This is a genomic window from Afipia sp. GW821-FHT04G03, assembly GCF_059419985.1.
This window is the reverse complement of the sequence record NZ_JBWKSV010000004.1, coordinates 1-25,122: the sequence shown is the minus strand read 5'-3', so window position 1 is coordinate 25,122 and position 25,122 is coordinate 1. Positions and strand designations below refer to the sequence as shown.

27 protein-coding genes and 1 pseudogene are annotated in these 25,122 nt (G+C 58.9%); 16 read left to right on the top strand and 12 right to left on the bottom strand.

The window, feature by feature from the left end:
* Positions 1–3: 3 nt before the first annotated feature.
* The 3 genes and pseudogenes from AC07UB_RS18255 to AC07UB_RS18245 all read right to left on the bottom strand — a co-directional run.
* Positions 4–228: pseudogene (locus AC07UB_RS18255) on the bottom strand (pirin-like C-terminal cupin domain-containing protein); the annotation flags it as partial.
* A 105-nt stretch (positions 229–333) separates the two neighbouring features.
* Entirely contained in the window at positions 334–588 is a 255-nt protein-coding gene (locus tag AC07UB_RS18250; RefSeq protein WP_006019218.1) for a hypothetical protein, read from the bottom strand.
* A 497-nt stretch (positions 589–1,085) separates the two neighbouring features.
* Positions 1,086–2,381, bottom strand: a complete 1,296-nt coding sequence (locus AC07UB_RS18245; RefSeq protein WP_006019196.1) for an ISNCY family transposase — start codon at positions 2,379–2,381, stop codon at positions 1,086–1,088.
* Between the two features lie 535 nt (positions 2,382–2,916).
* On the opposite strand from AC07UB_RS18245, the gene AC07UB_RS18240 reads away from it, so the two are divergent.
* Positions 2,917–3,243: a hypothetical protein gene (locus AC07UB_RS18240; RefSeq protein WP_494655283.1), complete on the top strand. Its 327-nt coding sequence runs from the start codon at positions 2,917–2,919 to the stop codon at positions 3,241–3,243.
* A gap of 105 nt (positions 3,244–3,348) precedes the next feature.
* Entirely contained in the window at positions 3,349–3,600 is a 252-nt protein-coding gene (locus AC07UB_RS18235; protein ID WP_494654145.1) for a hypothetical protein, read from the top strand.
* 280 nt (positions 3,601–3,880) lie between these two features.
* Here AC07UB_RS18235 and AC07UB_RS18230 read toward each other — a convergent pair whose 3' ends face one another.
* Together AC07UB_RS18230 and AC07UB_RS18225 are read right to left on the bottom strand one after the other, a co-directional pair.
* Complete coding sequence (locus tag AC07UB_RS18230) at positions 3,881–4,282, bottom strand: hypothetical protein (RefSeq protein ID WP_494654147.1); 402 nt, start codon at positions 4,280–4,282, stop codon at positions 3,881–3,883.
* Positions 4,283–4,635: 353 nt separating this feature from the next.
* Positions 4,636–6,405 (bottom strand): winged helix-turn-helix domain-containing protein, encoded by a 1,770-nt coding sequence (locus AC07UB_RS18225; protein ID WP_494654148.1) that lies wholly within the window; start codon positions 6,403–6,405, stop codon positions 4,636–4,638.
* A gap of 147 nt (positions 6,406–6,552) precedes the next feature.
* Between AC07UB_RS18225 and AC07UB_RS18220 the strand changes: the two genes are divergently transcribed.
* From AC07UB_RS18220 to AC07UB_RS18200, 5 genes are all read left to right on the top strand, one after another.
* Entirely contained in the window at positions 6,553–6,993 is a 441-nt protein-coding gene (locus AC07UB_RS18220; RefSeq protein WP_494654150.1) for a hypothetical protein, read from the top strand.
* Between the two features lie 42 nt (positions 6,994–7,035).
* On the top strand, positions 7,036–7,338 hold the full coding sequence (locus AC07UB_RS18215; protein ID WP_494654152.1) for a nickel-binding protein: 303 nt from the start codon (positions 7,036–7,038) through the stop codon (positions 7,336–7,338).
* Between the two features lie 91 nt (positions 7,339–7,429).
* The gene (locus AC07UB_RS18210) at positions 7,430–7,729 is read left to right on the top strand and encodes a DUF1127 domain-containing protein (RefSeq protein WP_494654154.1); all 300 of its coding nucleotides are present in this window, start codon (positions 7,430–7,432) and stop codon (positions 7,727–7,729) included.
* A 40-nt stretch (positions 7,730–7,769) separates the two neighbouring features.
* A complete protein-coding gene (gene mddA / locus AC07UB_RS18205; protein WP_494654156.1) occupies positions 7,770–8,546 on the top strand; it encodes a methanethiol S-methyltransferase in 777 nt (258 codons plus the stop codon).
* 308 nt (positions 8,547–8,854) lie between these two features.
* Positions 8,855–9,082, top strand: coding sequence for a hypothetical protein (locus AC07UB_RS18200; protein ID WP_494654157.1), 228 nt, complete (start codon positions 8,855–8,857; stop codon positions 9,080–9,082).
* 86 nt (positions 9,083–9,168) lie between these two features.
* On the opposite strand, the gene AC07UB_RS18195 is transcribed toward AC07UB_RS18200, so the two are convergent.
* Genes AC07UB_RS18195 through AC07UB_RS18185 form a run of 3 tightly spaced genes read right to left on the bottom strand, consistent with a single transcriptional unit; the run spans position 9,169 to position 11,881 of the window.
* Complete coding sequence (locus tag AC07UB_RS18195) at positions 9,169–9,870, bottom strand: peroxiredoxin-like family protein (protein WP_494654159.1); 702 nt, start codon at positions 9,868–9,870, stop codon at positions 9,169–9,171.
* 40 nt (positions 9,871–9,910) lie between these two features.
* Positions 9,911–11,050, bottom strand: coding sequence for a patatin-like phospholipase family protein (locus AC07UB_RS18190; protein WP_494654161.1), 1,140 nt, complete (start codon positions 11,048–11,050; stop codon positions 9,911–9,913).
* A 9-nt stretch (positions 11,051–11,059) separates the two neighbouring features.
* On the bottom strand, positions 11,060–11,881 hold the full coding sequence (locus tag AC07UB_RS18185; protein ID WP_494654162.1) for a 3-hydroxybutyrate dehydrogenase: 822 nt from the start codon (positions 11,879–11,881) through the stop codon (positions 11,060–11,062).
* 176 nt (positions 11,882–12,057) lie between these two features.
* Between AC07UB_RS18185 and AC07UB_RS18180 the strand changes: the two genes are divergently transcribed.
* Positions 12,058–12,942 (top strand): LysR family transcriptional regulator, encoded by an 885-nt coding sequence (locus AC07UB_RS18180; protein ID WP_494654164.1) that lies wholly within the window; start codon positions 12,058–12,060, stop codon positions 12,940–12,942.
* Here the strand turns inward: AC07UB_RS18180 and AC07UB_RS18175 are convergent.
* Positions 12,939–13,661: a peroxiredoxin-like family protein gene (locus AC07UB_RS18175; RefSeq protein WP_494654166.1), complete on the bottom strand. Its 723-nt coding sequence runs from the start codon at positions 13,659–13,661 to the stop codon at positions 12,939–12,941. The two genes, AC07UB_RS18180 and AC07UB_RS18175, sit on opposite strands and share 4 nt — an antisense overlap.
* A 178-nt stretch (positions 13,662–13,839) precedes the next feature.
* Between AC07UB_RS18175 and AC07UB_RS18170 the strand changes: the two genes are divergently transcribed.
* Entirely contained in the window at positions 13,840–14,298 is a 459-nt protein-coding gene (locus AC07UB_RS18170) for a DoxX family protein (protein ID WP_494654168.1), read from the top strand.
* Positions 14,299–14,331: 33 nt separating this feature from the next.
* Here AC07UB_RS18170 and AC07UB_RS18165 read toward each other — a convergent pair whose 3' ends face one another.
* The 3 genes from AC07UB_RS18165 to AC07UB_RS18155 all read right to left on the bottom strand — a co-directional run bounded on the left by AC07UB_RS18165 (position 14,332) and on the right by AC07UB_RS18155 (position 16,391).
* The gene (locus AC07UB_RS18165; RefSeq protein WP_494654170.1) at positions 14,332–15,096 is read right to left on the bottom strand and encodes an HvfC/BufC family peptide modification chaperone; all 765 of its coding nucleotides are present in this window, start codon (positions 15,094–15,096) and stop codon (positions 14,332–14,334) included.
* A gap of 11 nt (positions 15,097–15,107) precedes the next feature.
* The gene (gene bufB / locus AC07UB_RS18160; protein WP_494654172.1) at positions 15,108–16,031 is read right to left on the bottom strand and encodes an MNIO family bufferin maturase; all 924 of its coding nucleotides are present in this window, start codon (positions 16,029–16,031) and stop codon (positions 15,108–15,110) included.
* A gap of 72 nt (positions 16,032–16,103) precedes the next feature.
* On the bottom strand, positions 16,104–16,391 hold the full coding sequence (locus tag AC07UB_RS18155; RefSeq protein WP_494654174.1) for a BufA1 family periplasmic bufferin-type metallophore: 288 nt from the start codon (positions 16,389–16,391) through the stop codon (positions 16,104–16,106).
* A gap of 230 nt (positions 16,392–16,621) precedes the next feature.
* Here AC07UB_RS18155 and AC07UB_RS18150 point away from each other — a divergent pair, with 230 nt between their 5' ends.
* From AC07UB_RS18150 to AC07UB_RS18120, 7 genes are all read left to right on the top strand, one after another.
* Positions 16,622–17,104 carry a DUF302 domain-containing protein gene (locus AC07UB_RS18150; RefSeq protein ID WP_494654176.1) on the top strand — a complete coding sequence of 161 codons (483 nt, stop codon included), beginning with the start codon at positions 16,622–16,624 and terminating at the stop codon, positions 17,102–17,104.
* Between the two features lie 14 nt (positions 17,105–17,118).
* A complete protein-coding gene (locus AC07UB_RS18145) occupies positions 17,119–18,474 on the top strand; it encodes a dihydrolipoyl dehydrogenase family protein (protein WP_494654178.1) in 1,356 nt (451 codons plus the stop codon).
* Positions 18,475–18,624: 150 nt separating this feature from the next.
* A complete protein-coding gene (locus tag AC07UB_RS18140; RefSeq protein ID WP_494654180.1) occupies positions 18,625–19,089 on the top strand; it encodes a cupin domain-containing protein in 465 nt (154 codons plus the stop codon).
* A 124-nt stretch (positions 19,090–19,213) separates the two neighbouring features.
* On the top strand, positions 19,214–20,422 hold the full coding sequence (locus AC07UB_RS18135; protein ID WP_494654182.1) for an MFS transporter: 1,209 nt from the start codon (positions 19,214–19,216) through the stop codon (positions 20,420–20,422).
* Positions 20,423–20,457: 35 nt separating this feature from the next.
* The gene (locus tag AC07UB_RS18130; RefSeq protein WP_494654184.1) at positions 20,458–22,554 is read left to right on the top strand and encodes an adenylate/guanylate cyclase domain-containing protein; all 2,097 of its coding nucleotides are present in this window, start codon (positions 20,458–20,460) and stop codon (positions 22,552–22,554) included.
* A 213-nt stretch (positions 22,555–22,767) separates the two neighbouring features.
* Positions 22,768–22,986 (top strand): acyl-CoA carboxylase biotin carboxyl carrier protein subunit, encoded by a 219-nt coding sequence (locus AC07UB_RS18125; protein WP_494654186.1) that lies wholly within the window; start codon positions 22,768–22,770, stop codon positions 22,984–22,986.
* Between the two features lie 40 nt (positions 22,987–23,026).
* The gene (locus tag AC07UB_RS18120; protein WP_494654187.1) at positions 23,027–24,589 is read left to right on the top strand and encodes an acyl-CoA carboxylase subunit beta; all 1,563 of its coding nucleotides are present in this window, start codon (positions 23,027–23,029) and stop codon (positions 24,587–24,589) included.
* Positions 24,590–25,122 lie beyond the last annotated feature (533 nt).

Sequence of the window (25,122 nt, the reverse complement as noted above, 5' to 3'; positions counted from 1 at the left end):
GCGTTACGGATAAAATACGCCGCCCGTCGCACGCTGTGGAGCATCATTCCTTTCAGGCAGTGGAATGAACTCAGCCTCGTTACCTGGCATGGTATCAAACCGTCCCTTGGCCCACTCTTCCTTAGCGGCCTCGATCCGCTCGAGCGAGGAAACGGAATTCCACCAGATGTAACGGGGACCCTCCATCGGTGCACCGCCAAACAGCATGGAACGGGCCTCTGACGTGGCCGTGACTTTGAATGCCGAAGTTCATCGGAGCTGATATTGCGAGGCTACCGCGCAGGCTGCCATGCCCCAGGCCGCGCTCGATCTCGCCTACAATGAGTGGCTCGCTCATGAGCCTTCGAGAGAAGAGACACTTTGATCATGATCAGCGGGCTGAGCACTCAGTGATCGACGAATCGCGAAGCTCATGAATTCCTGTCCCATTAGGGTGACTATCTCGTCGGACGGCAGTCTTAGATCGCCGCATATTATTTGAGCTTGGTCAACGGATTGGAAATCTGCCTGGTCGCTGAGCGTGGCGAGCGTGTCCGCAACTGAAAGCAGGTAAGGTTTGTCGTCGCTGAGGTTTATGTGGACTGTCATGTCGAGCTCCCGCACAGCTTCGATGCCTAAGTTGGAGAGGTCCGCGGCTCAATGTCAAGCTGAGACGTCGGCTCGACTGTGAGTTCCTTTCCAGATTGTCGCCCCGTTAAGTGAGGTCAGATTTGCACCAGTTAGAACCTCACGCTGCGGGAGCAGGTTAGCCGCCCTTCCATAGGCTAGGATTGGAATTGCTCGTGGAGGAAGGCGCGGGGTGAAGCCTACATTACGCAACGCAACGGTGCCAGCCGGTCTACCCGACCGCCGCCGCGACACCAGCGCTTCGGGCCATGGTGGCCGTAAGCCTCCTCCGCCTGAACCGTGGAGAGTGACATCTCGATCTGGGACAACAGTGACTTCTCCATCTGGCGTCTACATGGCGTCTACATCCATTGTCGCCGCCATTTAGGGAAGTCACGATTTGCGCCAGTTAGAAATGTCACCCGGTCGGGAGCAGGATAGCCGCCTTTCTGTGGGTTAGAGGTTGGAAACCGCCGGATCTATCCGATCTTAAACATGTGGTTCTTCTGGCCGCGCCGGCGCGGCGCCTTGGCGGAGCGGGACATGTCGAGCTGTTTCTGTTGTTCGGCAATGTAGGCCAGGATCGGGCCCAGCCGCTTGTTCTCGACAATGGCGGCCTGGTTGACCTGCGGACGTTTATCGAAGGTCCGGTAGGGCAGATCGACGCCGTGGTGCCGGATGGCCAGCCGTCCGTCGGGGTAGTCAATCACCGTGACCCGCTTGCGTGCCAGCGACCGTGCGATCGCGGTCGGCTCCAGCATGAACAGCACCTGGTCGTACTGCAGCGTCAGGTTCACCGAGACCGAGCGCTCTTCCTTCCAGGCAAAGGCGTCGTCGAGATCATCATGCCCGGCGAGCGGGCGGTGACCATCGCGATCCTCGAAGGGCGCCTTGGCAAAGCGCGCGTTGTGCTGCTCCATGAACGTCGGCAGGAATGCATTGCCGGCTGCGATGGTGTCGATGCCGCACAACCGCATCTCCTTCACCAGCCGGTCCTGCAACGTGCCATGGGCCCGTTCCACTCGGCCCTTGGCCTGCGAGGAGTTGGCACAAATGATGTCGATGTTCAGCGCGTGCAGCGCCCGGCCGAACTGGGTCATGCCATCGCCGGAGGCGGCATCCTTCCTGTTGACCCGGAACACGCCGTGCTTGTCGGAGTAGAACGCCACCGGTTTGCCGTGACGCTCCAGATAAGCGCGAGTGGCGGCAAAATAATCGAAGGTGCTCTCGCTCTCGACAAACTGCAGATGCATCAGCCGGCTGGTGGCATCGTCGATGTAGACGAGCAGGGTGCATTGCGGACCGCGGCCCTCGAACCACCAGTGCTCCGAGCCGTCGATCTGGATCAACTCGCCCAGGCAATCGCGCCGATACCGCGGCTGATGCACAGGCTTCAACCGGGCGCGGCGATCCTTCCACAGACCCGCCATGATCATCCATTGCCGCAGCGTCTCGCGCGCCAGGTGAATCCCGTGCAGCTCCGCCAACTTCTCCGCCGCCAGCGTCGGACCGAAGTCGAAATAGCGCTCACGGATGATGCCGATGACTTCGGCGCGCAACGCTGGCGGATAACAGCGGTTGCTCGGCCGGCCGCGGCGGCGTGAGACCAGCGCCTCGGGGCCATGCTGGTCGTAGGCCTTCGCCAGCCGGAATACCTGACGTCGGCCAAGTCCCATCAACGCCGCAGCATCCGCAACCTTGATCCTGTTCGCCGCCAGATCCTGCAACACGCTCATCCGGTCGATCTCCGTCCGGCTCATCGCAATCACCGTCATCGGCCCCATGCTCCCCAACTGAAACCGTGGAGAGTGACATCTCTATCTGGGACAACAGTGACTTCTCCATCTGGCGTCTACATCCATGATGCGCATAATGAGCGATTATGGAATTCTTAGCTTCGTAGCCAATGCACTTGCAGTAGTGGCCAGTCGCGAAACTGTCTAGAGAGCGCTTTTTATGGCCGGGATGAAGTTCGCCGCCTGTCGCCTCCGATCTTGCTTTGATGGTTCCGCCATCCCCGGATGATGCGGGTAGGAGCCCTCGTCATCCTCTCACAGTGGGCTAGGTGCGATTGGTGGGGAACAGGCCGAGATGCATCTTCTTCTAGAGGAAAGCTCCTCAGCCGGCCCAAACCACTCAATGAACCAAATCAGAAACTGATCAGTCTGCCGTAAGGACCTGGCTGATAGCAGTTTGTATATCGGGATCACTGCAGCGAAGACGTCGCTGCGGAATAATCCACGGCATTCGATGCCGATAGCTGAAAGACCCGTTACGATGACAATTTCTATTAGGAATCGGATTGTTGCAGTGATGATTGGTGTCGGTGCGGCGGCTCCGATGACCATAACTCAGCTTGCAATCTCCGCAGTGACCGCAATGTCCGCAGAAGCTGGTATCACCATCTCCGTCGAGGGCACCGCCCGGGCGATAGGCAAGGCAATCAAGGAGGCCGCTGCCAACGTCGGCGTTGCCGTAAGCGGCGGGGTTTTGCTTTTCAGCAATGAGAGGGCGCGAACCGGTTCGAAGATCAGGCAGGCAGCGATAACGGTTGTAGAATCCGGACCCTTCAGACTCACTCGTAACTTCGTTGCCGAATACTGGCATCCGTTTCGTTGCCATGGATTAGCAAACTGAAGCGTCGTTCTACCAAGAAAGTGATGGCGGCACCAGACTAGTTCCTGTCGGAGTCGCCAAAGACCATTGTCCGAATTCATCCTTGTATTTATTTGAGATGCGATCATGAAACTCAAAGTTATTGCTGTCGCCCTATTGATCGGTATTGGTATGTCAATTGGCGTCGTTCACTCGAAAAGGACTGGCCCGACGATGTTTGGAGGCGACTTTCTCGAAGTCATTGAGGACACGATCATCTCGGTCGTGCTTGCCGCAAATGTGATTTGGATAACGAGAGGCGAGAGTCCCGATTCCCAATCGCAGGAGGCAAAAAAGAGGTCCGAGCGTAAAGGAGGCGTTTGCCAACTGGCGATTTAGCTCGGAAAGAGCACTACGAGCGATAGCTTAGATCGTCATATCCGGACAATGTGACAAATGCTGTACGCTATGGATCGGCGTGATACAGTCGTACGGTGTGTTCGATATCCGCCGACGAGAACTGGTGCGCTTTAACAAATCCGCTGGCAGCGGCGGGTAATCTCTTTCCGCGTCATTGATTTGCGGTTGCTTGAACGTTTCGCATGAAGTTGGTGCGGCGAGGTATATCTCGCCGCACCAGCAATCGATCTGTCGCCAATAATTTCTTGTTTGAATTCCGTCAACGCTGCGCGTTGCGGACGATGCCCTTGGTTGCAATAGCAATCTTCCGGATCGGGTAAGTGTGAGCGATTGCTTTGCTGGGCTTCTTCAGCGCCCAGGCTACACCGCCCGCAACCTTGCCACCGATTGCGCTTGCTTTGTATCCCACCGAAGTCGTCTTGTTGTAGACAAGTACCGCGGCTGCTTTGGTGCCGGCAGCGAGCGATTTCGGAGCCGATACGACCTTGCCGGCGGTCGACTTGACTGCGCTGCCCACCGATTTGGCGGCGCTTTTGATCGATCCCAGCGGGCTGGCATGAGCGGTTGCCGGGGTCACAACTGACTGCATCAGCGTCATCGTGGAGGCAGCAGCGATGGTGAGGATAACGGCAAAGGCTTTGGATCTGTTTAACAAGTTCATCGAGAAATCTCCTCTGAATAAATGACGCGCGGCGTCTGCCGCGACATCGCTGCGATCGTGCAGCGTTGATCGGTATAGGTAGCGCTTGGGTCTTGGTCCTTACCAAGTCCTTAGCTCTTGCTGATTTGTACTGACCGCTTCGTGGACCTTGCCCAGCCAACTGAATTCAATCTTGCGCGTGAAGCGATAGACTGACGGAAGCCGTTCGCGAAGATGGTCGCGGGGGCCGGACGGCATCAAAGGAAGAAATGATCTGGTGATCGAATGGGCCGCGAAAACCTTCCATGTGCAAACAATTATTGCCGCCTAGAAGGTTCCTTGCGTCGCCCTACGCAGGCCTGAACGTTAGGTAATTATTGGAAAGTGGCCTTATCTGACAGCACCACAGCGCGCGCGATGAGCTTGTCGGACTGCTGCTCTTTTGCCGCGGCGATAGCGGTGCGTATCTCCGTTCCCGCCCCAGCGCGGTCACCCATGCTCAGCAGCAGATCAGCCAATTCTAGTCTCAATCGTGTTGCGTGAAAGTGTGAATCCACGCTGGTCCATAGTTGACGGGCCAAGTGGAGGTAACGCAGAGCCGCCAGAGGATCGTCCGATCTTGCAAGAACAGCCGAGGCTTCGCTCGTCAAGGCTCGGATCGAGGGCATCGGCCAGCGCTTTTCCTGCGCAGCGAGATCGGCGATAAGAGCTTTTGCCTTGTCGTTGCGGCCGGCGTGGGCGGCAACAAGGGCAAGATGCGCCAGAAGCATGCCCTGCCGTTGCAATGTCCACCAGTTTTGGCCGATCAGGCTGCGTTCGAGGCTGGCATAGGCGGATTCGGCCTCGCCATCTTCGAGAAGAAGCATGGCCAGCCCAGGCTCCGGGTTCCAGCCCAGAGCATAGGACGTCTCGTAGGCCGCTCGTGCAGCGTCCCGGTTTCCAATCGCGGATTCGATGTCGCCCAACACCCGGTGGGCGTCACCCAGCGCCCAAGGCGCGTCACCGGACAACTTGCTGAGTGCTTCGCTGATATGGTCACGGGCATTAGGAAGACTGCCGCGCACTGCCAACACTTCCGCACGGTGGAGCTGGCACGACCCAGAGAATTCCATGCCGCTTTCAAGGCAAAGGTGTTGATATCCCAGCGTCCACTGGTTCGCTCTAGACCAATCGCCGAACGTTCTACATGCCCAAAGAATATTGCAGTATAGCACGCCGCTCGTAATCGGATCTGTGCCACGCGATAACGCTAGTGCGGCTGCGTGATCCTGATCGGCCAGACCGGCTTCAGTATCGCCCATGCTGAGTTTAAAAAAGCCGCGATACATGAGTCCCAATGTCTCCACTTGGAGACTGTCGTGGCTTTTTCCGAATTGGTAAGCTTCGTTGGCACGATCTAGTGCGAAACAAGGATTTCCTTCAGCTGCCGCAATGCGCGCGTCCATCCATATAATCTGGCCGTTCGCCGATGCGTCAGGCTGATCGGCGACGAGTTCGGTTGCGTGCGACAGCAGTCCTTTCGCTACTGCAATCTCATTTCGCTCCAGATGGATTGTGGAAAGAAAGACGGCACTCGAAGCTGCGCGATCCAAATTCTTTTCTTTGATGTGAGCAGAAATCGCCCTGATAAGAATTCGTATGGCGTCTGACGGCCTGCCCAGGCAATGAAGCGCGACGGCCCAGCTATCTAGATCATTCGCAGAAAGCGTCGCGGCTCTATCGGCGATCTCGAAACGATCGATGGCTGCTCGCCACCGTTGATCCTCAACTGCGTGACGTGCCAATGCGACGATATCGTCGCCGTTGGTGCTCGTCGGTGCCAGCGCTACATTGTCGTTGTCGATACAAAAGCGATAGCCGGCGCGGGGAATATTTCGCACCGCATCTTCCATGCCGCCTTTTCGCAGAGCTGAGCGTAGCAAACTGACAGCTCGCTGCAGCGAATTGTCTGTGACAGTTACGTCGGGCCAGAGCGCATCGAGAAGTTCGTCTTTCGAGACCACACGTTCGCGATAGCGAGCGAGGTACGAAAGCAAATCAAAGACGCGCGGTTGAAGATCGATCTCACGCTCATTTAAGCGGAGCGCGCGCGCCGGCTGGTCGAGAGTAAACGGTCCGAACTGAAAGACTTCCAAATCATCCATCACAATGATCAGCGAGAAATAAGAGTTTGATCAGGGCGTCGTAAGGACCCTGGCGACAGACGCTCCTATACCACACAAGCCGTCAAGAAACAACGCGGGGCGGCTTAACCACCTGATTCTTAAGTGGAATCTTATAGGAGCTTGATTATGAAAACGTCCATTAGATCAAAATTACATGTAGCGATTTTGGCGCTGGGTCTCGCGACGCCGCTGACCATGGCCCATTCGGTCGTGACGGCAACTCCGGCGGAAGCTGGGGCGCTCGGCTCGCTGAAGAGTGCAGCGAAGTCTGTCGGCAGTGCCGTGAAGTCCGGTGCGAAAGCCGTTGGTGGCGGCGCTGCGACTGCGGCCAAGGCTGTAGGTGGTGGCACGGCCACGGCGGCGAAGGCCGTTGGTGGCGGCACCGTGGTCGCTGCGAAGGCTGTCGGGAGCGGAGCTGTCACCGTCGGAAAAGCGGTCGGTGTTGGCGCAGTGCGAATCGGCCGGGGCTTCGAACGAACCGGCAAGGACATCTACCACTCCGGTCCCGGCCAATCGGTCGTCAAGTTCGTCAAGAGCTACAGCGACCGCTGGAAATCTCCTCGCTGAGTTTCGATCCACATCATCTCAACACTGAAAAGGATAACGGAAATGGATACCTATGTCATTCGTCGCCCCAGCGCTTGGGCAAACCTGGCTGAACTCGAGATGGCCGGTGCAAAGTCCGCGCAGATTGGAAACGAACAGATGTCCGATCGCGTGCGCTGGATTCGCAGCTACGTGGTCCACGAGCCGGATGGCCGGATCGGAACCTTCTGCGTCTATCAGGCGCGCGACGGTGAATCGATCCGTGAACACGCGCGCCGCGTCGGCATGCCGGGCGAAGAATTCTACAAGGTTGCGACCACCGTCGTCGTCCGGAGCGATCCGGTCGAAGCACAGGCTGCTGAGTAGTCCTCTTTTCGATCTGCGATGCCGCGCCCGAACGGCGCGCGGCATCGCCAGACGAGAATTCCAATTTCATCAATCATTCGAGGATGCGATCATGAGTATTACCCATACAAACGGATTCAACGAAAAGACGTTTTATATCTTCGAGAAACTTGCGCAGACCGTGCTTTGGATCGGAGGGTGCCTCCAGCGATGGGCGGTTCGCTATATCGCCTATCGTGAACGTCAGACTGCACTGGCTGTGCTGCGCCGGTTCAGCGATCGCGAGTTGAAGGACATCGGTCTCTTTCGTGGCGAACTGGAAAGCGCGGTCGCCGGCCAGTTGTTGGACCGCGTGTCGGCAGCGAGGACCGCGGCCATCCCTCCGCGCAGTTCTGAAGGGTCGGCGGCTTGAGGCCGCCGATGCCTACTCGTTTCATGCAAAGGAATTTATCATGACAACAATTCTTGTACGCGAACCACCCAAATCCAGCTTTCTCGCGCGTTCGCTTGGCTTCGCATATGGGACGTTCGCCTATCTCGTCTTCCTTGGCACGTTTCTCTATGCGATTGGCTTTGTCGGCGGCGTCGTTGTGCCCAAGACGATCGACAACGGCGTCCCCGGACTGTTGATTCCGGCTCTGTGCGTCAATACATTGCTGCTCGGTATCTTCGCCATTCAACACTCGGGTATGGCGCGACGTGGCTTCAAGGCCGTCCTGACCAAATTCGTCTCTCCCGTCATCGAGCGGTCGACATTCGTGCTGATGTCGTCGCTGGCGCTGGTCTTGTTATTCGCGTGCTGGCAGCCGATGCCGCAGATCATCTGGCAGGTGACCAGTCCTCACGCCGCATTCGCGCTCAAGGCGCTTTCCGCGTTTGGCTGGTTGATCGTGCTCTACGCGACATTTCTCATCAGTCACTTCGAACTCTTCGGCCTGAAGCAGGTGACGATGAACTTTGCCGGCCGTGTCGCACCTGCGATCCGTTTCAAAACGCCGGGTCTTTATCGTTTCGTTCGTCATCCGATCTATCTCGGATTTATCATTGCTTTCTGGGCAACATCGACAATGACGGCGGGCCACGCCCTGTTTGCGTTCGCGACCACAGCCTACATCCTGATAGGGATTTGGCTTGAGGAGCGCGATCTCATTGCGATGTTTGGCGACGAATACAGAAAGTATCGTGCGAACGTGGCAATGTTACTGCCGGGATTTAACAACCGGAAGTGATTGTAACGGGCGGATAGGGCCGGGTCTTTTCTAAAGAAAGGGGAGCTGCGACGCAGCTCCTCTTCGCGTCTCAAGGTGTTTCAGGTCGCTTCATGCCGCGGGATCGACTCTTGCCCGGGGCAATAATCTCCATAAAGCGGATTTTGGCACTGCAATAGTTGTTGGGGAGCCTCTTATCGAGCCCGTTACATAGAGCGGAGCTATCAGCACGAGAGCCAGCCGATATTTCAACCCGGCAAGCCTCTCTGACAATCTTCGGTTCAGGCATGCGGCTTGTCGCATGTACTGATATCTCACGGAGAAATGTCATGAACGCTATCAAAATCACACTGTTTTCGGCAAGTATACTCGGCCTGATGTCGACAGCGCATGCGGGTAGCGGAACCTACTCGGGCGGTCCGAAGGGGGCGCCGGCGCTGGAGGCTTCGTCAAACGCAGATTCCCGGATCAACAGCTACGCGTCGATTGACCGTACTGTGCCGTCGGTCGATTTCGGGAAGATCCGGAAAGGCGGCATCGGCGCTCGCGGTTTCTGAAATCTACCCAACGAAAAGCCGGTTATGCCAGAAGCGTGGTCGGCTTTTCATTGCGAAGCGTAACGGCAGTGAAATGCTATCTCCGCTCAAGCTGCGAGAGCACCGAGAAGATCGGTGATGTCCATACGCCGACGGAAGTCCGGGTCCACAAAGCGACGCATAATCGTGCCGTTCTTGCCCACGACAAAGGTCGCGGGAATCGGCAACAGCCAGGCGTCGTTGCCCTGAAAATCCGGCAGGCTTCGTCCGCGCTCGCCCATCATCCGTTTGAGTTCACGACCCACCCAGATCGCAAGATTCAGTGACAGCGCATAGCCATTGTCGAGGTCGGTCAGAATTGGAAATTGCGCCGAACTGTCCAGCTTGAATGCGACCGAAAATTCCTGGCGGTCCGGAGTGATCGCTACGAGTTGCCCGCTTGCGCGCCGGATCGCATCCATGTTCTGCGATATCGCCGCAAGATTGATCCGGCAGAACGGGCACCAATGTCCGCGCTGAAAGGTGATGATGGCGGGCCCCTTTTGCAGCAGATCGTCCAGTGTCACGATTCGCCCCGCATCGTCCGGCAATGCGAATGGCGGCAGCAGGTCGCCCGGCTTCGGCGCGTTCTCGCCGCAGCCGTTCTGCTGCAGGCGATCGATAAGACGCTGAACGGCGTCGGCGAACTCCGGATTGATCTTTCGCAAGGCATCCGCATAGGCCGTCAGCCGGTCGTTGACCGGCCCCTCCATGCGGCGGCAATGATCGAAGGCTTCCTGCAGGCGCTGACCGATTGTCGCGATGTTCATGAAACGATGTTCCGATCCCTAGGCCTGACGAAACGGATTGCTATTCTGCCGCCATCGCCAGTGCACGATCCTCTTCGTGCAGGATGACGCCGGCCAACGGATCAAACCCACCTTGCCACGGCTTGCGTTCAAGAACGCGGCGCGTGTGAATGTATCCGGCGTGCCAACGCTGCTTGATTCCCGAAGGGCTGAAATCAACGTCTTTGGTGTGGTTCTCTCGTTCGAGTTGCGGAGCAAGAAGCCTGATCACATGCATGCGTGTCGGGCAGCCATAGGCCGTCAATGACCTGATCTCCTTGCTCTGGCGTATGTCGTCGGGCAGGTGTGCTGCAAGCTCGGTTATGATATGCCGCAGCCGATGCGCCTGCTCCTGCCGGGCGATGTGGCTGGCGATCCGGCTGGAGTACTGGATATCCTTCTGACGGTTCAGCACTTCCGCCATCGTCTGCGGCTCGCTGCCGGCGGGATTCCACATATGAACCGCGAAGATTAGTGAGTTCTTGCGCGGATTATCATCGAACACAGCTTCGGTCGGCGTGTTCGAGAGAATTCCGCCGTCCCAATAAAGTTCGCCGTCGATTCGGATCGGTGGAAATGCGGGTGGCAGCGCGCCGGAGGCGAGGACGTGTTTCACGCCGAGATTATGCGAGCGGCTGTCGAAATAGCGCATCTGGCTGGTGGTGACGTGAGCTGCGCCGACCGTAAGCCGCGGTTTGCACTGTTTGACAAGCGAGAAGTCGACGAGCTCCAGCAACGTTTGTTCGAGCGCGCCGGTTGAATAGTAACCGGCCCGATCCGCGCCGAGAGGATAATTGAAACCTGTATGGGCCAACGGGTTGGGAGTGAAGAATCCCGGAATGCCTTGCATCAGCGTTGTCCAGTAACCAAGCGCGTCGTGGAAGCCGGGCCAGGCGCCCGCAAAGGTGAGTACCGGCCGCTGCTCCATTCGGGCCCAGAATTCCTGCAGCCGCTCAAGCCGCCGCTCTGGCGGATTTCCGGCAATAAGGCTTGCGTTGATTGCGCCTATGGAGGTGCCGATGATCCAGTCTGGCTCGATCCCAGCCTCGTGCAGGGCCTGATAGACGCCTGCCTGATAAGAGCCGAGTGCTCCGCCGCCTTGCAGCACAAGAACGACCTGGCCGGGAAGAGCGTCTTGTTCGTTGCCGTTGTGACGGGTCATGACGCCACCTCAATGCGCGGTCCAGCCGCCATCGACCGGCAACGCTGTTCCGGTGATCGACGCTGCGGCATCGCTGGCGAGGAAAACGGCCAGCGCCCCGATCTCCTCCACGGTAGCGAAGCGCTTGTTGGGTTGTTGTGCGAGCAACACGTCGCGGATCACTTTGTCGCGGGAGATGCCATGCGCCTTGGCTTGCCCCTCGATCTGCGTTTCAACAAGCGGTGTATAGACGTAGCCCGGGCAGATCGCATTGCAGGTGATGTTTTCCTCCGCGCTCTCCAGCGCAATGGTCTTGGTCAATCCGACGATACCGTGCTTGGCGGCGACATAGGCGGCCTTGAAGGGCGAGGCGACCAGTCCATGCGCGGAGGCGATATTGATGATGCGGCCAAAGCCGTTCTTTCGCATCGCGGGCAGGACGGCCCGTGATGTATGGAAGGCCGAGGACAGATTGATCGCGAGAATCGCATTCCATCTCTCCACCGGAAATTCGGCGATCGGCGCAACATGCTGGATGCCTGCATTGTTGACGACGATATCGAGACGGCCGTGATCTTTCAGGATGCTGCCGATCATCTCGCCAATGGCTGCCGGGTCAGACATGTCGGCGGCGGAATAGCCAGCACTGACGCCAAATCCGGTTTCGATATCGGCCTGCGCTTTCGCAATGTCGTCCGCGCCGCCGAAGCCGTTCAGCACGACGGCTGCGCCGGCAGCGGCCAGGGCGCGCGCAATGCCAAGACCGATTCCGCTCGTGGACCCGGTGACGAGTGCGACCTTCCCGCCGAGGGAGAGGCCTGCTGCATTTTTGGGCTGGATCTGAACATTCATGGAAGCACCCTTCGGCTGTACAAGATGGCAATGCCCGAGTTTGCCCGCAGCCTCTTTGCTGCGGAAATACCTGACGGCTTCCGTGTCCATAGGCCGACGCTATCGCCTTTCTGTTGGGAATTCGGGCAAAGTTCCGCTAGAAACAACAAGGGTGATCGCGATACGGGGCCGGCACCATGGAGATGCATCAGGTTCGGTATTTTCTGGCCGTTGCGCGCACGCTGAATTTCACGCGGGCGGCGGACGATTGCAATGTCACGCAGCCATCGCTGACCCGAGCGATCAAGCAACTGGAGGCCGAACTTGGTGGCGATCTGTTTCGCCGCGAACGTCCGGCAGCACAGCTCACCGAACTCGGCCAGCGCATGCATCCGCTGCTGAAGCAGTGCTACGATGCGGCGCTGGGCGCTCGCTCGCTGGCCTCATCCTTCAAGAGTGGCGATATCGGTTCGCTCCGCATTGCGCTGACAGAAGGCGTCGATCTATCTCTGGTGATTCCGTTTCTTGCCGAGATCAATCGGCATTTCTCTGGACTTGAGTTTCGCTTTCTGCGTGGCACCAGCAAGGCTGTGGGAGAACTCCTCAAGAACGGGGAGGCCGAGCTGGGACTGGCCGCCGAGATCGACAGCGACTGGGATCGGTTAGATGCGTGGCCGCTTTTCACCGAACGATTCCAACTGGTGGTGAATGCCCGCCACCGGCTGGCCAATCGCGATAGCGTCGATCCTTCCGATCTGGCCGAGGAGCAGATCCTGAGCAGGACCTATTGCGAGCATGGCGGCCGGGTCGCCGACAGCCTGCGCGAGCAGGATATCGAGATCGGTCATCCGCATGAGATTTCATCCGAGCGGGATTTGATGGGTTTGCTCGAGGCGGACGTCGGCATCGCGTTTGTCCCTAGAAGCACCATCGTTCCCGGCGCCTTGAAGCGTCTCGATGTCAACGGACTCGATCTCAAGCGTACGCTTAATCTTTATGGCGTTGCCGGCCGTCAGCGCACGGCTGTTGCCGCTGCTGTCGTCCGGCTGTTGCGCGGCTCCGACTGGTCGCGCTTCAACTAGCGTCCAGCCTTCAGCGCGGCGATCAGGTCGTCGATTTCCATGCGCTTGCGGAAATCCGGATCGACAAAGCGTGCGCGGATCACGCCATCCCGGCCCAGCACGAAAGTCGCCGGGATCGGCAGAATCCAGGCATCGTTGCCGTGAAATCGCGGCAAGTCGTTGATGGAAAGAATGTCCTGAAGGTCCGGGGTGAGCCAGATCGCAAGGTCGAGCGACAAGGCGTAGCCGTTATCGAGGTCGGTCAGCACCGGGTAAGGCGCGTTGGCCGTCTCCTTGAATTGGCGAGCATAGGGCTGGCGTTCGGGCGTGATCACGACAACCTGGCCGCCGGTCGCCGCAATCTCGTCTTGTGCCCGGACCAGCGCGTTCAGGCTCAGGCGGCAATAGGGGCACCAATGTCCGCGGTGAAACATCACGGCAACCGGCCCTTTTGCGAGAAATCCGTCGAGGCTGCGGAACGCACCGCTGTCGTCCGGCAGCACGAATGGAGGCAGCGCATCTCCCGGCCTAGGGCCGGTTTCCCCGCCGCCGTTTTCATGGATACGCGCGACCAGGCGGTCGACAGCGTTTCCATAGGCTGGAAGCGCCTCGAAACTTGCCGCTGCATACGCGGCCAGCCGATCGCTCAACGGGGCATCCATGTCGCGGCACGTCTCGAACGCCGCCCGGAGCGTGGCGATAATTTCAGGGGTGATCGCTGGCGTGTTTGTTGGTGTCATGATGGACCGTTCAAGCCGCGGCTTTCATGCATCATCGGGTGGATGGTCTCACAAGTCCAGCGCCAACGCGATGCCAGGTCGCTATCGCCTTCATTGCGAGATGGCATTTTATCCGCCGGTGAAACTACGGTTGGCTGTTCGCCAATTATTGCCGTCTGTGCGGAATAGGAGCGTTCGCATGTCATTCTCTGTCCTTCTCAATCGTGGCCGCGATATTGCGGAGCAGATACCGCCGAGTTTGGTCGCTCTTGTCGCTCGTGTTGCCGTCGCCAGCGTGTTCTGGCGTTCCGGCCAGACAAAGGTTTCGGGCTTCATGCTGCGAGAAGAGACATTCGTGCTTTTCCGTGAGGAGTACAGGGTGCCTTTGCTGCCGCCTAGCGTCGCAGCCTATGCGGCGACAACCGCCGAACATGTCCTTCCGATCCTACTGATCATCGGTTTGGCATCGCGGCTGTCCGCGCTGGCTCTGCTCGGAATGGTCGCAGTCATTCAGACGTTCGTTTATCCCGGCGCCTGGCCGGAACATCTGCTCTGGGGGGCACTGCTGCTCGCAATCATCGCACGTGGTCCGGGAGCGATTTCGCTGGATCATCTGATCTGGATGCGCACGCATACGTTGCCGCAATTCGCTCGTTAGCCCCAATCGGTTTGCAGCCGAATTCATTTCTCCTCATTGGAGCGCGACAACGATATTTGAGCTAATCAGCAACGACAGGCTTTCGGTCAGATCGAACGCGGCTGCGCTGTCAGCCCCAGCCTTCAGCGCTTCCGCGATCGTGCTGCCGCTGTGCAACGCATTGAGGAAAGCATAACTGCCGTCCGTGAGCAGATATATCTCGATGTCGAGGAAGGGACGGGAAATCAGTGCGGCTTCGGCGCCGCGTGCATGCGTCGGATGATCGCCGCCGCAGGCCTGTTGGGATTGCCAGACCGAGATGACGGGGAATCGCGATTTGAGCAGGGATACCGAGGGATGCAGTGTCACTCTCCTGCCGGAAAATTCGTCACCGGATAGCGCGACGAACGCGCCGTGGCTCAACGGCGTCGCATCCGCGGCGTGATAGGCGCGACTGCGCGCGAGCTCCAGATCCGCAATGTCGGCGACATACCTGAAGCAGGCATCCGTCCCGCGGCGACGCACGAAACCCGGAAATTCCTGCCCATACTCCATCAGAACGGCTGAACGGGGCGGATGCGCCGCAATGAAAGCGCGCGCGGCCGGCGCGAACGACTCATCGCCAACGATTCGCCTGACGGTTGGAAAGCGGGACGCGAGCACATTGAAAAGCCCGGCGGCAACATTGTTGCGGTAAACATTAAGGCCGGCCCTCGTACGGGGGTGGCTCGCTGCGGTGATAACGGCTGGCACCAGCGAAGCTGGTTCGAAAAGTGCGGCGGCAAAAGCACTCTGGGTCGTGACACGGTCGAACCGCATGATGCTCTCCTTCAGGCCGCGACTGTGACGCGGTTTCGTCGCCTAGCTTCGACAGCAAGAATCGCCCGGGCGCGTGTAGCCTCTGCGGCGAGCACTTTGAACTCGGGAATGTCATTGTCCCATTCCACAAGCGTCGGAACCGGACCACTCCGCCTGAGCGTATAGCGATACAAATCCCACACCGCATCCGCCGTTCCCTCGCCATGGCTGTCGATCAAGAGGCGCGCACCGAAATCGTCGGCGTCCTCAGCGAATCCGCCGAGGTGAACTTCGCCGACATGCTCTATCGGGAAATCATCGATGTAGCGGTCGGGCGAAATGCCTTGATTGATTGCGGACACGTAGACGTTGTTGATATCGAGCAGGAGGCCACAGCCGGTGATCCGGGCAATCTCGCGCAGAAAATCGGTTTCGGTCATGTCCGAGTTGGCGAATGTAACGTAGGTCGACGGGTTTTCGAGCAGCATTTGCGTCCCGAGAGCATCCTGCACCTGATGCACATGCTCGGCGACCCGCGCCAGTGTTTCGATCGTGTAGGGGAGCGGCAGCAGATCGTTCATGAAAATGCCCTCGTGAGATGACCAGGCCAGATGCTCTGAAAATGCGGATGGCTCGTATCGGGCCATCAATGCTTTCAATCGCGCCAGATGATTTCGGTCCAGCGGACCGGCGCCGCCGATCGACAGGCCTACCCCATGGATCGACAGCGGATAGTCGCTGCGAATCCGCCGTAACAAATGGTGAGGCGGCCCGCCCGCGCCCATGTAGTTTTCAGCATGAATTTCAAAGAAATCGACATGGTCGATGCCTTCAAAAATGTCCGCCGCATGTTCGTGTTTGAGGCCGGCACCTGCGCCGAGACGTGGCAGCGCACGCACGGCAGGGACGGAGTCGGACCGGTGCTCGTTTTCCTGGAAGTGGGGCGTTAAGTCCATATTGGCCTCCGGCGGGCGGTCAAGCGCTGGCGGAAATGGTTCCGCCAGCGCTGCAGGCTTGCGAAACGAATATTACGCCGGACGCTTGATCGGCGTCAGCGACCCTGGCCCGAATGGAGTGGATGTGGTGGTGCAAGTGCCCTTGGCCACGAGCTTCCAAGAATTGCCCTGATAATCGACCTTCGATGTCGCCGCGCAGGTTGTGCCCGCGCCGGCGGCGCAGTCGTTCTGGCCCTTCAGCGAAACGCCGAAACACTTTTCCTTTGAACTCTCCGCCTGCGACGGCGTCGCGGTCATGGCGAGCGCTGATGAAAAGGCGCCGGCGATGGCAAGTGAGGTGATGACATTGCTCTTGGACATATGGTGATTTCCCGTCATGAGGTTGAAGCGGCCCGCCGTTCGGGCCTGCGCATAGAAAGCCGGATCGGGCCAGCGTTAAAATACCGATGGACGATTGACACCATAGCCGCCGCGCATTCTTGCCGCTGGATAGCAGACAGCTATCGACTTGGTAGCAACGCAGTATTTCGCAGACGACAACGCAGTTGACATGCTGGGTGCAACGTCATTCACACTCGCGAGGTCATGCCATGATCAATCGTTTCTCCAATTTCGTTGTCACCATTCTGCTGCTGGCGGTCCTTGTGTCCGCAGCTACGTCTGTCGTGCGTGCCGATAGCCATAACGGCATTATTCGCGTCAAAAGTGCGGTTCCGATGAGCGAAGCCATCGCGCGGATCAAGGCGGACATCGCGAAGAAGGGCATCTGGTTCTTCATGGAGATCAATCAGACGAAGCTCGCAGCCGACGCCGACGTCAAGCTGCGTCCCTCGACCCTGCTGGTCTTCGGCAATCCGCCGCTCGGCACGCAGTTCATCACAGCCAATCCGGACGCCGGGTTGGACTGGCCCGTTCGCTTATTGCTGACGCAGGGCGAGAACGGTGATGTGTATGCCGTGTGGACGGATTTCGGCTGGATCGCAAAACGTCACGGCATCACCAATCGCGATGCCCAGTTCAAGATGGCGACGATGGTGGTGGAATCCATCACGTCCACGATCACAACGAAGTAGTGTTGCTAAATCCGATGATCACAGAACCGTTCGACGTGGTGATTCTGGGCGGCGGCAATGCCGGGATCGGCGTCACCGGCCCCGCGCGAGCGGCAGGACTGTCTGTCGCCATGATTGAGGCGCGCGACCTGGGCGGCACATGCCCCAATCGCGGCTGTACGCCAAAGAAAATTCTGGTCGCTGCCGGCCATGCGCTCGACGAGATTGCGCGAGCGGTAACCCATAAGATATCCGTGAGCGAGCCGAAGCTCGACTGGTCTGCGCTGATTGACCGCGAACAGGCAATGGTCGCGCCGATACCCTCCCAACTGCGCGCCTCGATGCAGCGGCGTGGCGTCGAGATTATTTGTGAAGAAGGGCGCTTTGTCGCCCCCGACACGGTTTGCGTTGGAGAGCGCTGTCTCGCCGCGAAACACATTGTGATCGCAACCGGCTCGAAATCGCGCCCTCTTGCCTTTCCAGGTGCTGATCATCTTGTGACCTCGGATCATATTCTCGCTGACCGGATTTTGCCGCGCTCGGCTGTCTTCATAGGCGGCGGTGTCATCTCTCTGGAGTTGGGACATGTCTATGCCCGCGCCGGCGTCGAGGTCACCGTTCTGGAAGCGCTGCCGCGGTTGCTGCCGGCGATCGAACAGGCCGCGGTTGAAAAACTGCTGGCCGAATGCGAGCGCATCGGACTTCGCATTCTGACTGGCGTCGACGTGTTGAGGATTGAGAAAAGGGATGACGGTCAGCTTCAAGTTGTCTTTCGCCATCAAGGGCATGAGCAAGGCATCGTGACCGGTCGTGCGGTGAATGGCGCCGGACGCATTGCCAATGTCGATAATCTCGATCTAGCCGCAGGCAATGTGGCGCATACCAACGGCCGCATTACGCTCGATCCCTGGCTTCGCTCGGTTTCCAATCCCCGTGTTTATGTCTGCGGCGATGCCGTACCGGGCACGCCGCAACTGTCACCCGTCGCGACCTATGAAGGCAGCCTGGTCGGGCGCAATATCGCCGAAGGTGCCCGCGATACGCCGAATTACGAGGCGCTCGCGACATCAGTCTACACCGTGCCGGCGCTCGCCAGCGTCGGCCTGACCGAGCAGGCTGCCCGTGAGAAGGGCCACAGAATCAGGGTCCGCGACACGGACATGAGGGGTTGGCTCTCTTCGCGCACATATGCCGAAACGGCCGCATGGGCCAGAATTATCACCGATGAGGCGAGCGGACTCGTTCTCGGTGCCCATCTCGTCGGGCATGCGGCGGAAGAACTGATCAATCTCTTTGCACTCGCGATCGAGCATCGCATTCCGGCGGTATCACTCAAGGATCGGATTTACGCCTATCCGACATTTTCGTCCGACATCAAGAACCTGTTGTGAGTTCGGTAACTCGGCGCATGCCGTCTTGCAGATAGCGGACCGCTATCGACACCAGAGCGAGGCGGCATTTCAGGCGGAAGCATTGTTCGGCGAAGGTGATGTCATCGCTGGCGCACGACCGCTGACCGGCGCAACGCAGGAGATTTTGGTATGTTAGGAAAAGGCATCGCCGCAGTAGTGCTGATCGCAGGATCCGCGCTGACCGCAACCACCGCCTTCGCGGGCGAGTGTCCCGCGGATCAGTTCAAGCCCGGTGTGCGTGAGAAAGTCGACTTCAAGCCGGTCGGCGTGACCGATACGACACTTGGCGCCATTGATCTTGAAAAGCAGCCAGCGAAGATCAAGGGACGCGAGCTTCGTTTTCGCAAGCTCGTCATTCAGCCCGGCGGCATTGTGCCGTGGCATAGCCATGACGATCGCCCGGCGCTGATCTACATCGCCGAGGGCGAAATCATCGAGTATGCGAGCAACTGTGCGGGACCGATCCTGCACAAGGCAGGCGACATCCGTCCCGAAGTATCCGGCACGTCGCACTGGTGGAAGAATCTCAGCGATGCACCGGCCGTTCTCTATGTCGGCGATGTCCGCAAGGATCCGAACGATCATCACATGTGATGAACGAGTTGCGGCAGGCCGCTTCCCCATCCCTGCCGCCTGATGTGACGCTCCGCTTGCCCCGGCCACCCTGCCAAGACGGAGCGTCACATCATTCCTTTCAGTTTCATAGGCGCGAAGTTCCATGACAAGTACGACACACCTGCACGAAGCTGTCATACCGGAACGCACTTCAGGTGTGCTGCTGCGCTCGGCAGTTATCGGGCTTACCGCGTTTTTGACCGTGGTCGATCTGTTTGCCACCCAGGCAATCTTGCCAACGCTGGCACGGCACTATGCCGTGTCCCCCGCCGCGATGGGGCTTGCCGTCAACGCCAGCACGTTGGGCATGGCCATCTCCGGCCTGGTGGTAGGATTGCTCAGTCCGAAGATCGAGCGGCGCTCAGGAATTCTCTTCAGTCTGGCCGGACTCGCCATTCCGACCGCGTGCCTCGCATTTGCGCCCGATCTGGCGACTTTCGCGATGCTGCGCATTGCACAGGGCCTCTGCATGTCCGCAGCATTTGCGCTGACGCTGGCCTATCTTGGAGAGCAATGCAGCAGCATGGACGCCGGCGGCGCTTTCGCTGCCTACATCACCGGCAATGTTGCAAGCAATCTGATCGGACGTCTGATCTCGGCTGCAGTCGCCGACAACTTCGGGCTTGCGTCCAATTTCCTCTTTTTTTCCGTGCTTAATCTGGCTGGCGCCGCATTGGTGTTTTTTACGATCAGTCGCGCGCGGCCCGGCGCCATGTCTGGTGAGACGCCCCAGTCGTCGCTGTCTGCGCTGCGCGATCACTGGCGGTCCCCGCCACTGCGTTCGGCCTTTGTGATCGGATTTTGCATTCTGTTTGCATTTATCGGCACGTTTACCTATGTCAATTTCGTGCTGGTGCGTTCTCCACTGTCGCTGGATCGCATGCAACTTGGCCTTATCTATTTTGTCTTTCTGCCATCGATCGTTACGACCTTGCTGGCCGGCAATGCCGTGGCGCGGTTTGGATTTCGGATCGCGATGTGGGGGGCGCTGGCCTTCGCTCTGGCGGGCCTGCCGCTGCTGCTGTTGCCTTCGCTCCCGGCCGTGATGTGCGGCATGGTGATGGTCGGCATCGGAACATTTTTCGCTCAGGCCGTCGCGACAGGCTTTGTGGGACGGGCCGCGACAGTCAATCGCGGCGTCGCCAGCGGCGTTTACCTCGCCTGCTATTTTCTTGGCGGGCTGGCGGGGACCGCCGTGCTTGGTCAGTTGTTCGACCACCTTGGCTGGCTCGCATGTGTCTGCGGCATCGCCGCGTCGCTCACCATCGCGGCCATTTTCGTCAAGCGGCTGGAAATTGCGGGCCGGCGCTGACTGGCAACTTCGCACGAAGCAAGGAGTGTTCGGGAATGGAAGCCGGCAAGCGTGATCTGCGGGGCAGAAAATGGCGCGCTCCGCAGGTCAGCATCCGCCTTGCGATATCCGCGCTGGTTCTGACGGCCATTCTTCTGACAGCGGCGATGTCGAGCCTTTTGTGGTGGCGGACGGCCGATACGGTCAGCCGGCAGCTTGCGAGCACGATCAACGAGCAAATCGTCGCCGCTGTGCGCAAGGAGGTTTCCGCGATCGTGGACGAAGCGCGCTCGGCTTTCACCGCAATACGAACGCTTTTTCTGCAGAACGTGCTGGAGACACGGGAAGCTGATAAGCGGGAGTTTGTCTTCCTGTCCCAGTTGCAGTCACAGCCGGACATTTCGTGGGTTGCGTTTGGATGGCCGGATGGTTCGTTCTTCGCGGCTCACAAGCTGGGCGATCGACGTCTCGAAATGATGGAGATCGGACAGGCCGATCCGCATCAGCGCAGGATCGACGAATATCAGGTCGTGCCTGGCGACATTGAGTTTGAAAGCCGCCGCTTCGAGCCGACGGATTTTCGCGTCGGGGATCAGCCATGGTTCAGGACCGGCCTGATCTCTGAGGAGCCGCAATGGTTCCGGGTTCTCACCCATCCCGTTGGAGAGCGCAGCTCTATCGCCTTCGCAGGCCCCATCGACGTCTATCAGGAGCGCCAGGGCGTGCTGGCCGTGATGATCGAATATACGCGGCTGTCGCGTTTTCTCTCCCAGCTTGAGGTTGGGCGAACCGGAGCGGCCTTCATTTTCGACGGGAAGGGCGATCTGGTTGCTACGCCTGACAGTCAAGCTGACGAACTGCAGCATACGCGGAGCGTTCAACCGCTCTTGCCACTGGCGAAAACGGCGCTGGTGCGGGCAGGCGACAATGGCCGCATCACCGCGTGGCGGGACCGGCTGACATCGGGAGGCGCAGCATATGAAGTTGCGCTGACGCCGCTGCCGTTTCCCGGCTGGTCGCTGGCGACAGTGATTCCCGAATCCGAATTTCTCGGTCCAGTGGAGGCTGCACTCAGGCGATTGATTGCGGGTCTCGCCGTGGGGGCGCTCTTGGCCGCCATTGGATCAGCTTTTCTCGCGCGAGGGCTGATCGCCACCCCGCTGTCGCGAGTCGTCGGCGAGATCCGGCATGTGGAGAGTTTTGCACTGGAGCAGGTCAGGCGGCATCCCTCGCATCTCAAGGAGATCGCGAGTCTGTCCGGAGCCATCGCTGAAATGGCAAGCGGCCTGTCTGCATTCAGCCGGTTCATTCCTGCCGATCTGGTGCGTTTGCTGGTCCAGCAAGGCGTCGAAGCCAAGCCGGGAGGGACGGTTCGCGAACTGACCGTGATGTTTATCGACATCGCAGGGTTTACCGGTCTTTCCGAGCGAATGGGCGACCGCATCGTGCCGCTGTTGTCCAGGTATCTTGACACCATGTCGGAAAACATCGTCGCTCACGGAGGTACCATCGACAAGTTCATTGGCGATGCCGTGATGGCATTTTGGGGAGCGCCCACATCTCAGCCGGACCACGCGGTGCGCTGCTGCCGCGCGGCATTGGCCTGTCGGGCGGCTATCGAAGCATCCGGACTTGCAGATGATCAGGGCAATCCGCTGCAGATTCGCATCGGGATCAATTCTGGCTCCATGTTGGTCGGCAATATCGGATCCGAGTTACGGCTCAATTACACGGTCATTGGTGATGCTGTGAATGTCGCCAGTAGGCTGGAGAGCGCGAACAAGATATTTGGCACGAGCCTTCTGATCGGAGAAGCCACCGAACGTCTGGCGCACGGAGCTCTCGTGACGCGGGAGATCGACAGTATCGCCGTTTACGGGCGCGAGGAGGGCCTGTCAGTGCACGAACTGATCGGCATGGCCGGCGTTATGGGAACCGAAGAACACGCTCAATCGTGGATCGAGTCCTATCAGCGAGGTCTCGCACGATATCGCGCACGAGATTTAGCCGGTGCCATGCGCGATTTCAGCTTGGTTCTGGATTCACGTCTGGGTGATCGGCCAGCCAAAGCAATGCTCGAACGCTGCGAACGGTTGCTTCAACTGGATGCAACCGAGAACTGGAGTTCGGTTGCTATCCTCCGGTCGAAATAGATCTTGAGAGATAGGATGTTGGAGGCGAGATTCTGAGTGCTCCAGGGTAGCACAACGCAGCACTAGACTGGAACGAGTATGCAGAGGCCAACCGAGTTCGCAGGCGCGCAATGCGGCCGGTTGCGCTTGACAGGTTCCATTTAGGAACTAACTTGTCGTGCCGCTGCTTGTACATTCGGGCAGGGCCTAACTTCGCGCGATGGGTATCGGTGCATGGCCGAAAAGAGAATAACCGCCGAACTGGCAGGCCGGGTAATTTCGTTTCCTGCGATCGGGACTGACGTCAACGCGGGTGAAGATGTGATCCTGATCGAATCCATGAAGATGGAGATTCCAATCGCCTCACCGGGCGATGGCAGGGTTAAGGCCATTCTCGTTCAGATCGACGATATGGTCGAAGAAGGGCATCTGCTCCTCGTTCTGGAGACGTGAATATAGCTGCTGCACGCCAGCGGCGACATGGAGAGAGCCGATGCGTTCGACTGCTTGGCAGGACAGGACCGACGAAATCGATGAGAGGCGCAAGCTGGCGCTTCTGCAAGGAGGCGAGGATGCGGTTCGCAAGCAGCACGACAAGGGCCGCCTCACCGTGCGCGAGCGGATCGAGCGCATCCTCGATAAAGACACGCTGAAGGAAGTCGGCCCCATAGCCGGCGTAGGCGAACGCGCGGAAGACGGCTCGCTGTCATTCACGCCTGCGAATTTCGTGCTCGGCATCGGCAAGATTGCGGGACGACACTGCGTGGTTGCTGGCGAGGATTTCACCATGGGCGCCGGTTCGCCCAACGCAGCGGGGTTGCGTAAAAGCATCTACACGGAGGACCTTGCGCTGCAATATCGGATTCCGCTGGTGCGGTTTCATGAAGGTTCTGGCGCAAGCATCACCGGGAGCGGAGGCAAAAGGGTTAAAACCCTCCCCGGAGCGGTCTACGAACGTAGCCGTTTTGAATCCATCGCGCGGTGTCTTGGAACCGTGCCGGTTGCGAGCGCTGCAGTTGGCGCGGTTGCCGGATTTCCGGCCGGCCGACTTGTCGCCTCGCACTATACGGTGATGACGCGGACCACATCGCAAATCCTGACCGGCGGTCCGGCGCTGGTCGAGCGTGCGCTCGGCGTCAAGCTGACGAAGGAAGAACTGGGTGGCGCACAGATCCACGAAAAAAGCGGTCTTGTCGATGACGTGGTCGAGGACGAGGACGCGGCCTTCGAATCCATTAAGCGTTTTCTGTCCTACATGCCGCAGAACGTCTGGGAATTGGCGCCGCGCACCGCGACCGACGATCCGGCCAACCGCGAAGCGCCAGAACTTGCCGACATTATTCCCGCCAACCGCAAGCGTATCTACAACATGCGGCAGGTGGTCGAGGCGATTGTCGATCGCGGCTCGTTCTTCGAGATAGGCAAGAAATACGGCCCCGGCCAGATCACCGGCTTCGCGCGGCTGTCAGGTTGTGTCGTCGGCATCTTCGCCAGCGACCCAAAGCACAATGCTGGATCGCTCACCGCGGCGGGAGCCCAGAAGCTGCGGAAGTTCGTCGACTTGTGCCAGACGTTCCATCAGCCGATCGTGACCTTCGTGGATGAGCCCGGCTTCATGATCGGTCCCGATGCGGAGCGCGACGCCACCATCAGGCACGGCGCGTCGGCGCTGATTTCAGTAGCGCTGTCCACGATACCCTGGGCGGCGGTTCTGGTGCGCAAGAGCATGGGGCTTGCCAACTATGCCCACATGCCGTCGGGTTGTCATGTTCTGGCATGGCCATCGGCGGAAAGCGGTGCGCTGCCGGTGGAAGGTGGCGTCGCGCTTGCATTCCGGCATGAGATTGCCGCGGCCGCAGATCCCGCTGCAAAACGGCTTGAACTTGAAGACCAGTTCGCCGCGCTGCAATCTCCGTTTGGCAAAGCCGAGGCCTTCTCGGTCCACGACCTCATCCACCCGCGCGAAACGCGGTCGCGGTTGTGCGACTGGATCGAGCTTGTGCGCCCCTGTCTGATGCATCAACTCGGCCCTCCGCAGTTTTCGTTCAGGCCGTAACGAAGTGACCTAACTTGTATAGTTTGGAAATCGAATCCGCGCTGGCTTTGCAATCTGGCTCTACCTGTTCCGAAAATCCCTGTTGCGCGCGCGAAGTTTCCCTGTTCCTCGAAATGTCTTCCCTGTTAATTTTCTAGGGAAATATCCCGGAAGTCGCTGTGGCGCTGCGGTTTCTTGCCTCCAAAGCGCTCTGCGGGGGCCGAATTCGCGAATTTCCCTGTAAAATTCCCTGTTAGCAGGGAATTGGCGCGGAGACCGGCGCGATCAGCACTGCATCGCCAGCCAGCCAGTGCGTGACTCAGAGAATTTCTCTCTTGGTTGCGAAAAAGGGCCGCCAACGGCGGGCTTTTCACGCAAGGTCATTCTCTACAGAGACCGTTTTTCCGCCAGGGCCTCTGTAGTCGACCAGTATTCTCCGGCCGTCTAACAAAATATTCTCGTTTTCAGAGGACCTAGGTGACCTGACCGGGCTTTTTTGGACCAAGCTTTGTGAGAAAGTGAGCTTGGAAAGGAGCTTTGGTTATGCCGAAGAA

Bases quoted from the DNA above. Each gene is read 5' to 3' on its own strand.
- AC07UB_RS18210 (WP_494654154.1), top strand. From the start codon at position 7,430: ATGAGTATTACCCATACAAACGGATTCAACGAAAAGACGTTTTATATC.
- AC07UB_RS18170 (WP_494654168.1), top strand. From the start codon at position 13,840: ATGTCATTCTCTGTCCTTCTCAATCGTGGCCGCGATATTGCGGAGCAG.
- AC07UB_RS18220 (WP_494654150.1), top strand. From the start codon at position 6,553: ATGAAAACGTCCATTAGATCAAAATTACATGTAGCGATTTTGGCGCTG.
- AC07UB_RS18250 (WP_006019218.1), bottom strand. From the start codon at position 588: ATGACAGTCCACATAAACCTCAGCGACGACAAACCTTACCTGCTTTCA.
- AC07UB_RS18125 (WP_494654186.1), top strand. From the start codon at position 22,768: ATGGCCGAAAAGAGAATAACCGCCGAACTGGCAGGCCGGGTAATTTCG.
- AC07UB_RS18120 (WP_494654187.1), top strand. From the start codon at position 23,027: ATGCGTTCGACTGCTTGGCAGGACAGGACCGACGAAATCGATGAGAGG.
- AC07UB_RS18215 (WP_494654152.1), top strand. From the start codon at position 7,036: ATGGATACCTATGTCATTCGTCGCCCCAGCGCTTGGGCAAACCTGGCT.
- AC07UB_RS18175 (WP_494654166.1), bottom strand. From the start codon at position 13,661: ATGACACCAACAAACACGCCAGCGATCACCCCTGAAATTATCGCCACG.
- AC07UB_RS18245 (WP_006019196.1), bottom strand. From the start codon at position 2,381: ATGACGGTGATTGCGATGAGCCGGACGGAGATCGACCGGATGAGCGTG.
- AC07UB_RS18135 (WP_494654182.1), top strand. From the start codon at position 19,214: ATGACAAGTACGACACACCTGCACGAAGCTGTCATACCGGAACGCACT.
- AC07UB_RS18180 (WP_494654164.1), top strand. From the start codon at position 12,058: ATGGAGATGCATCAGGTTCGGTATTTTCTGGCCGTTGCGCGCACGCTG.
- AC07UB_RS18155 (WP_494654174.1), bottom strand. From the start codon at position 16,391: ATGTCCAAGAGCAATGTCATCACCTCACTTGCCATCGCCGGCGCCTTT.
- AC07UB_RS18230 (WP_494654147.1), bottom strand. From the start codon at position 4,282: ATGAACTTGTTAAACAGATCCAAAGCCTTTGCCGTTATCCTCACCATC.
- AC07UB_RS18200 (WP_494654157.1), top strand. From the start codon at position 8,855: ATGAACGCTATCAAAATCACACTGTTTTCGGCAAGTATACTCGGCCTG.
- bufB (WP_494654172.1), bottom strand. From the start codon at position 16,031: ATGGACTTAACGCCCCACTTCCAGGAAAACGAGCACCGGTCCGACTCC.
- AC07UB_RS18150 (WP_494654176.1), top strand. From the start codon at position 16,622: ATGATCAATCGTTTCTCCAATTTCGTTGTCACCATTCTGCTGCTGGCG.
- AC07UB_RS18140 (WP_494654180.1), top strand. From the start codon at position 18,625: ATGTTAGGAAAAGGCATCGCCGCAGTAGTGCTGATCGCAGGATCCGCG.
- AC07UB_RS18145 (WP_494654178.1), top strand. From the start codon at position 17,119: ATGATCACAGAACCGTTCGACGTGGTGATTCTGGGCGGCGGCAATGCC.
- AC07UB_RS18225 (WP_494654148.1), bottom strand. From the start codon at position 6,405: ATGGATGATTTGGAAGTCTTTCAGTTCGGACCGTTTACTCTCGACCAG.
- AC07UB_RS18195 (WP_494654159.1), bottom strand. From the start codon at position 9,870: ATGAACATCGCGACAATCGGTCAGCGCCTGCAGGAAGCCTTCGATCAT.
- AC07UB_RS18185 (WP_494654162.1), bottom strand. From the start codon at position 11,881: ATGAATGTTCAGATCCAGCCCAAAAATGCAGCAGGCCTCTCCCTCGGC.
- AC07UB_RS18165 (WP_494654170.1), bottom strand. From the start codon at position 15,096: ATGCGGTTCGACCGTGTCACGACCCAGAGTGCTTTTGCCGCCGCACTT.
- AC07UB_RS18130 (WP_494654184.1), top strand. From the start codon at position 20,458: ATGGAAGCCGGCAAGCGTGATCTGCGGGGCAGAAAATGGCGCGCTCCG.
- mddA (WP_494654156.1), top strand. From the start codon at position 7,770: ATGACAACAATTCTTGTACGCGAACCACCCAAATCCAGCTTTCTCGCG.
- AC07UB_RS18235 (WP_494654145.1), top strand. From the start codon at position 3,349: ATGAAACTCAAAGTTATTGCTGTCGCCCTATTGATCGGTATTGGTATG.
- AC07UB_RS18190 (WP_494654161.1), bottom strand. From the start codon at position 11,050: ATGACCCGTCACAACGGCAACGAACAAGACGCTCTTCCCGGCCAGGTC.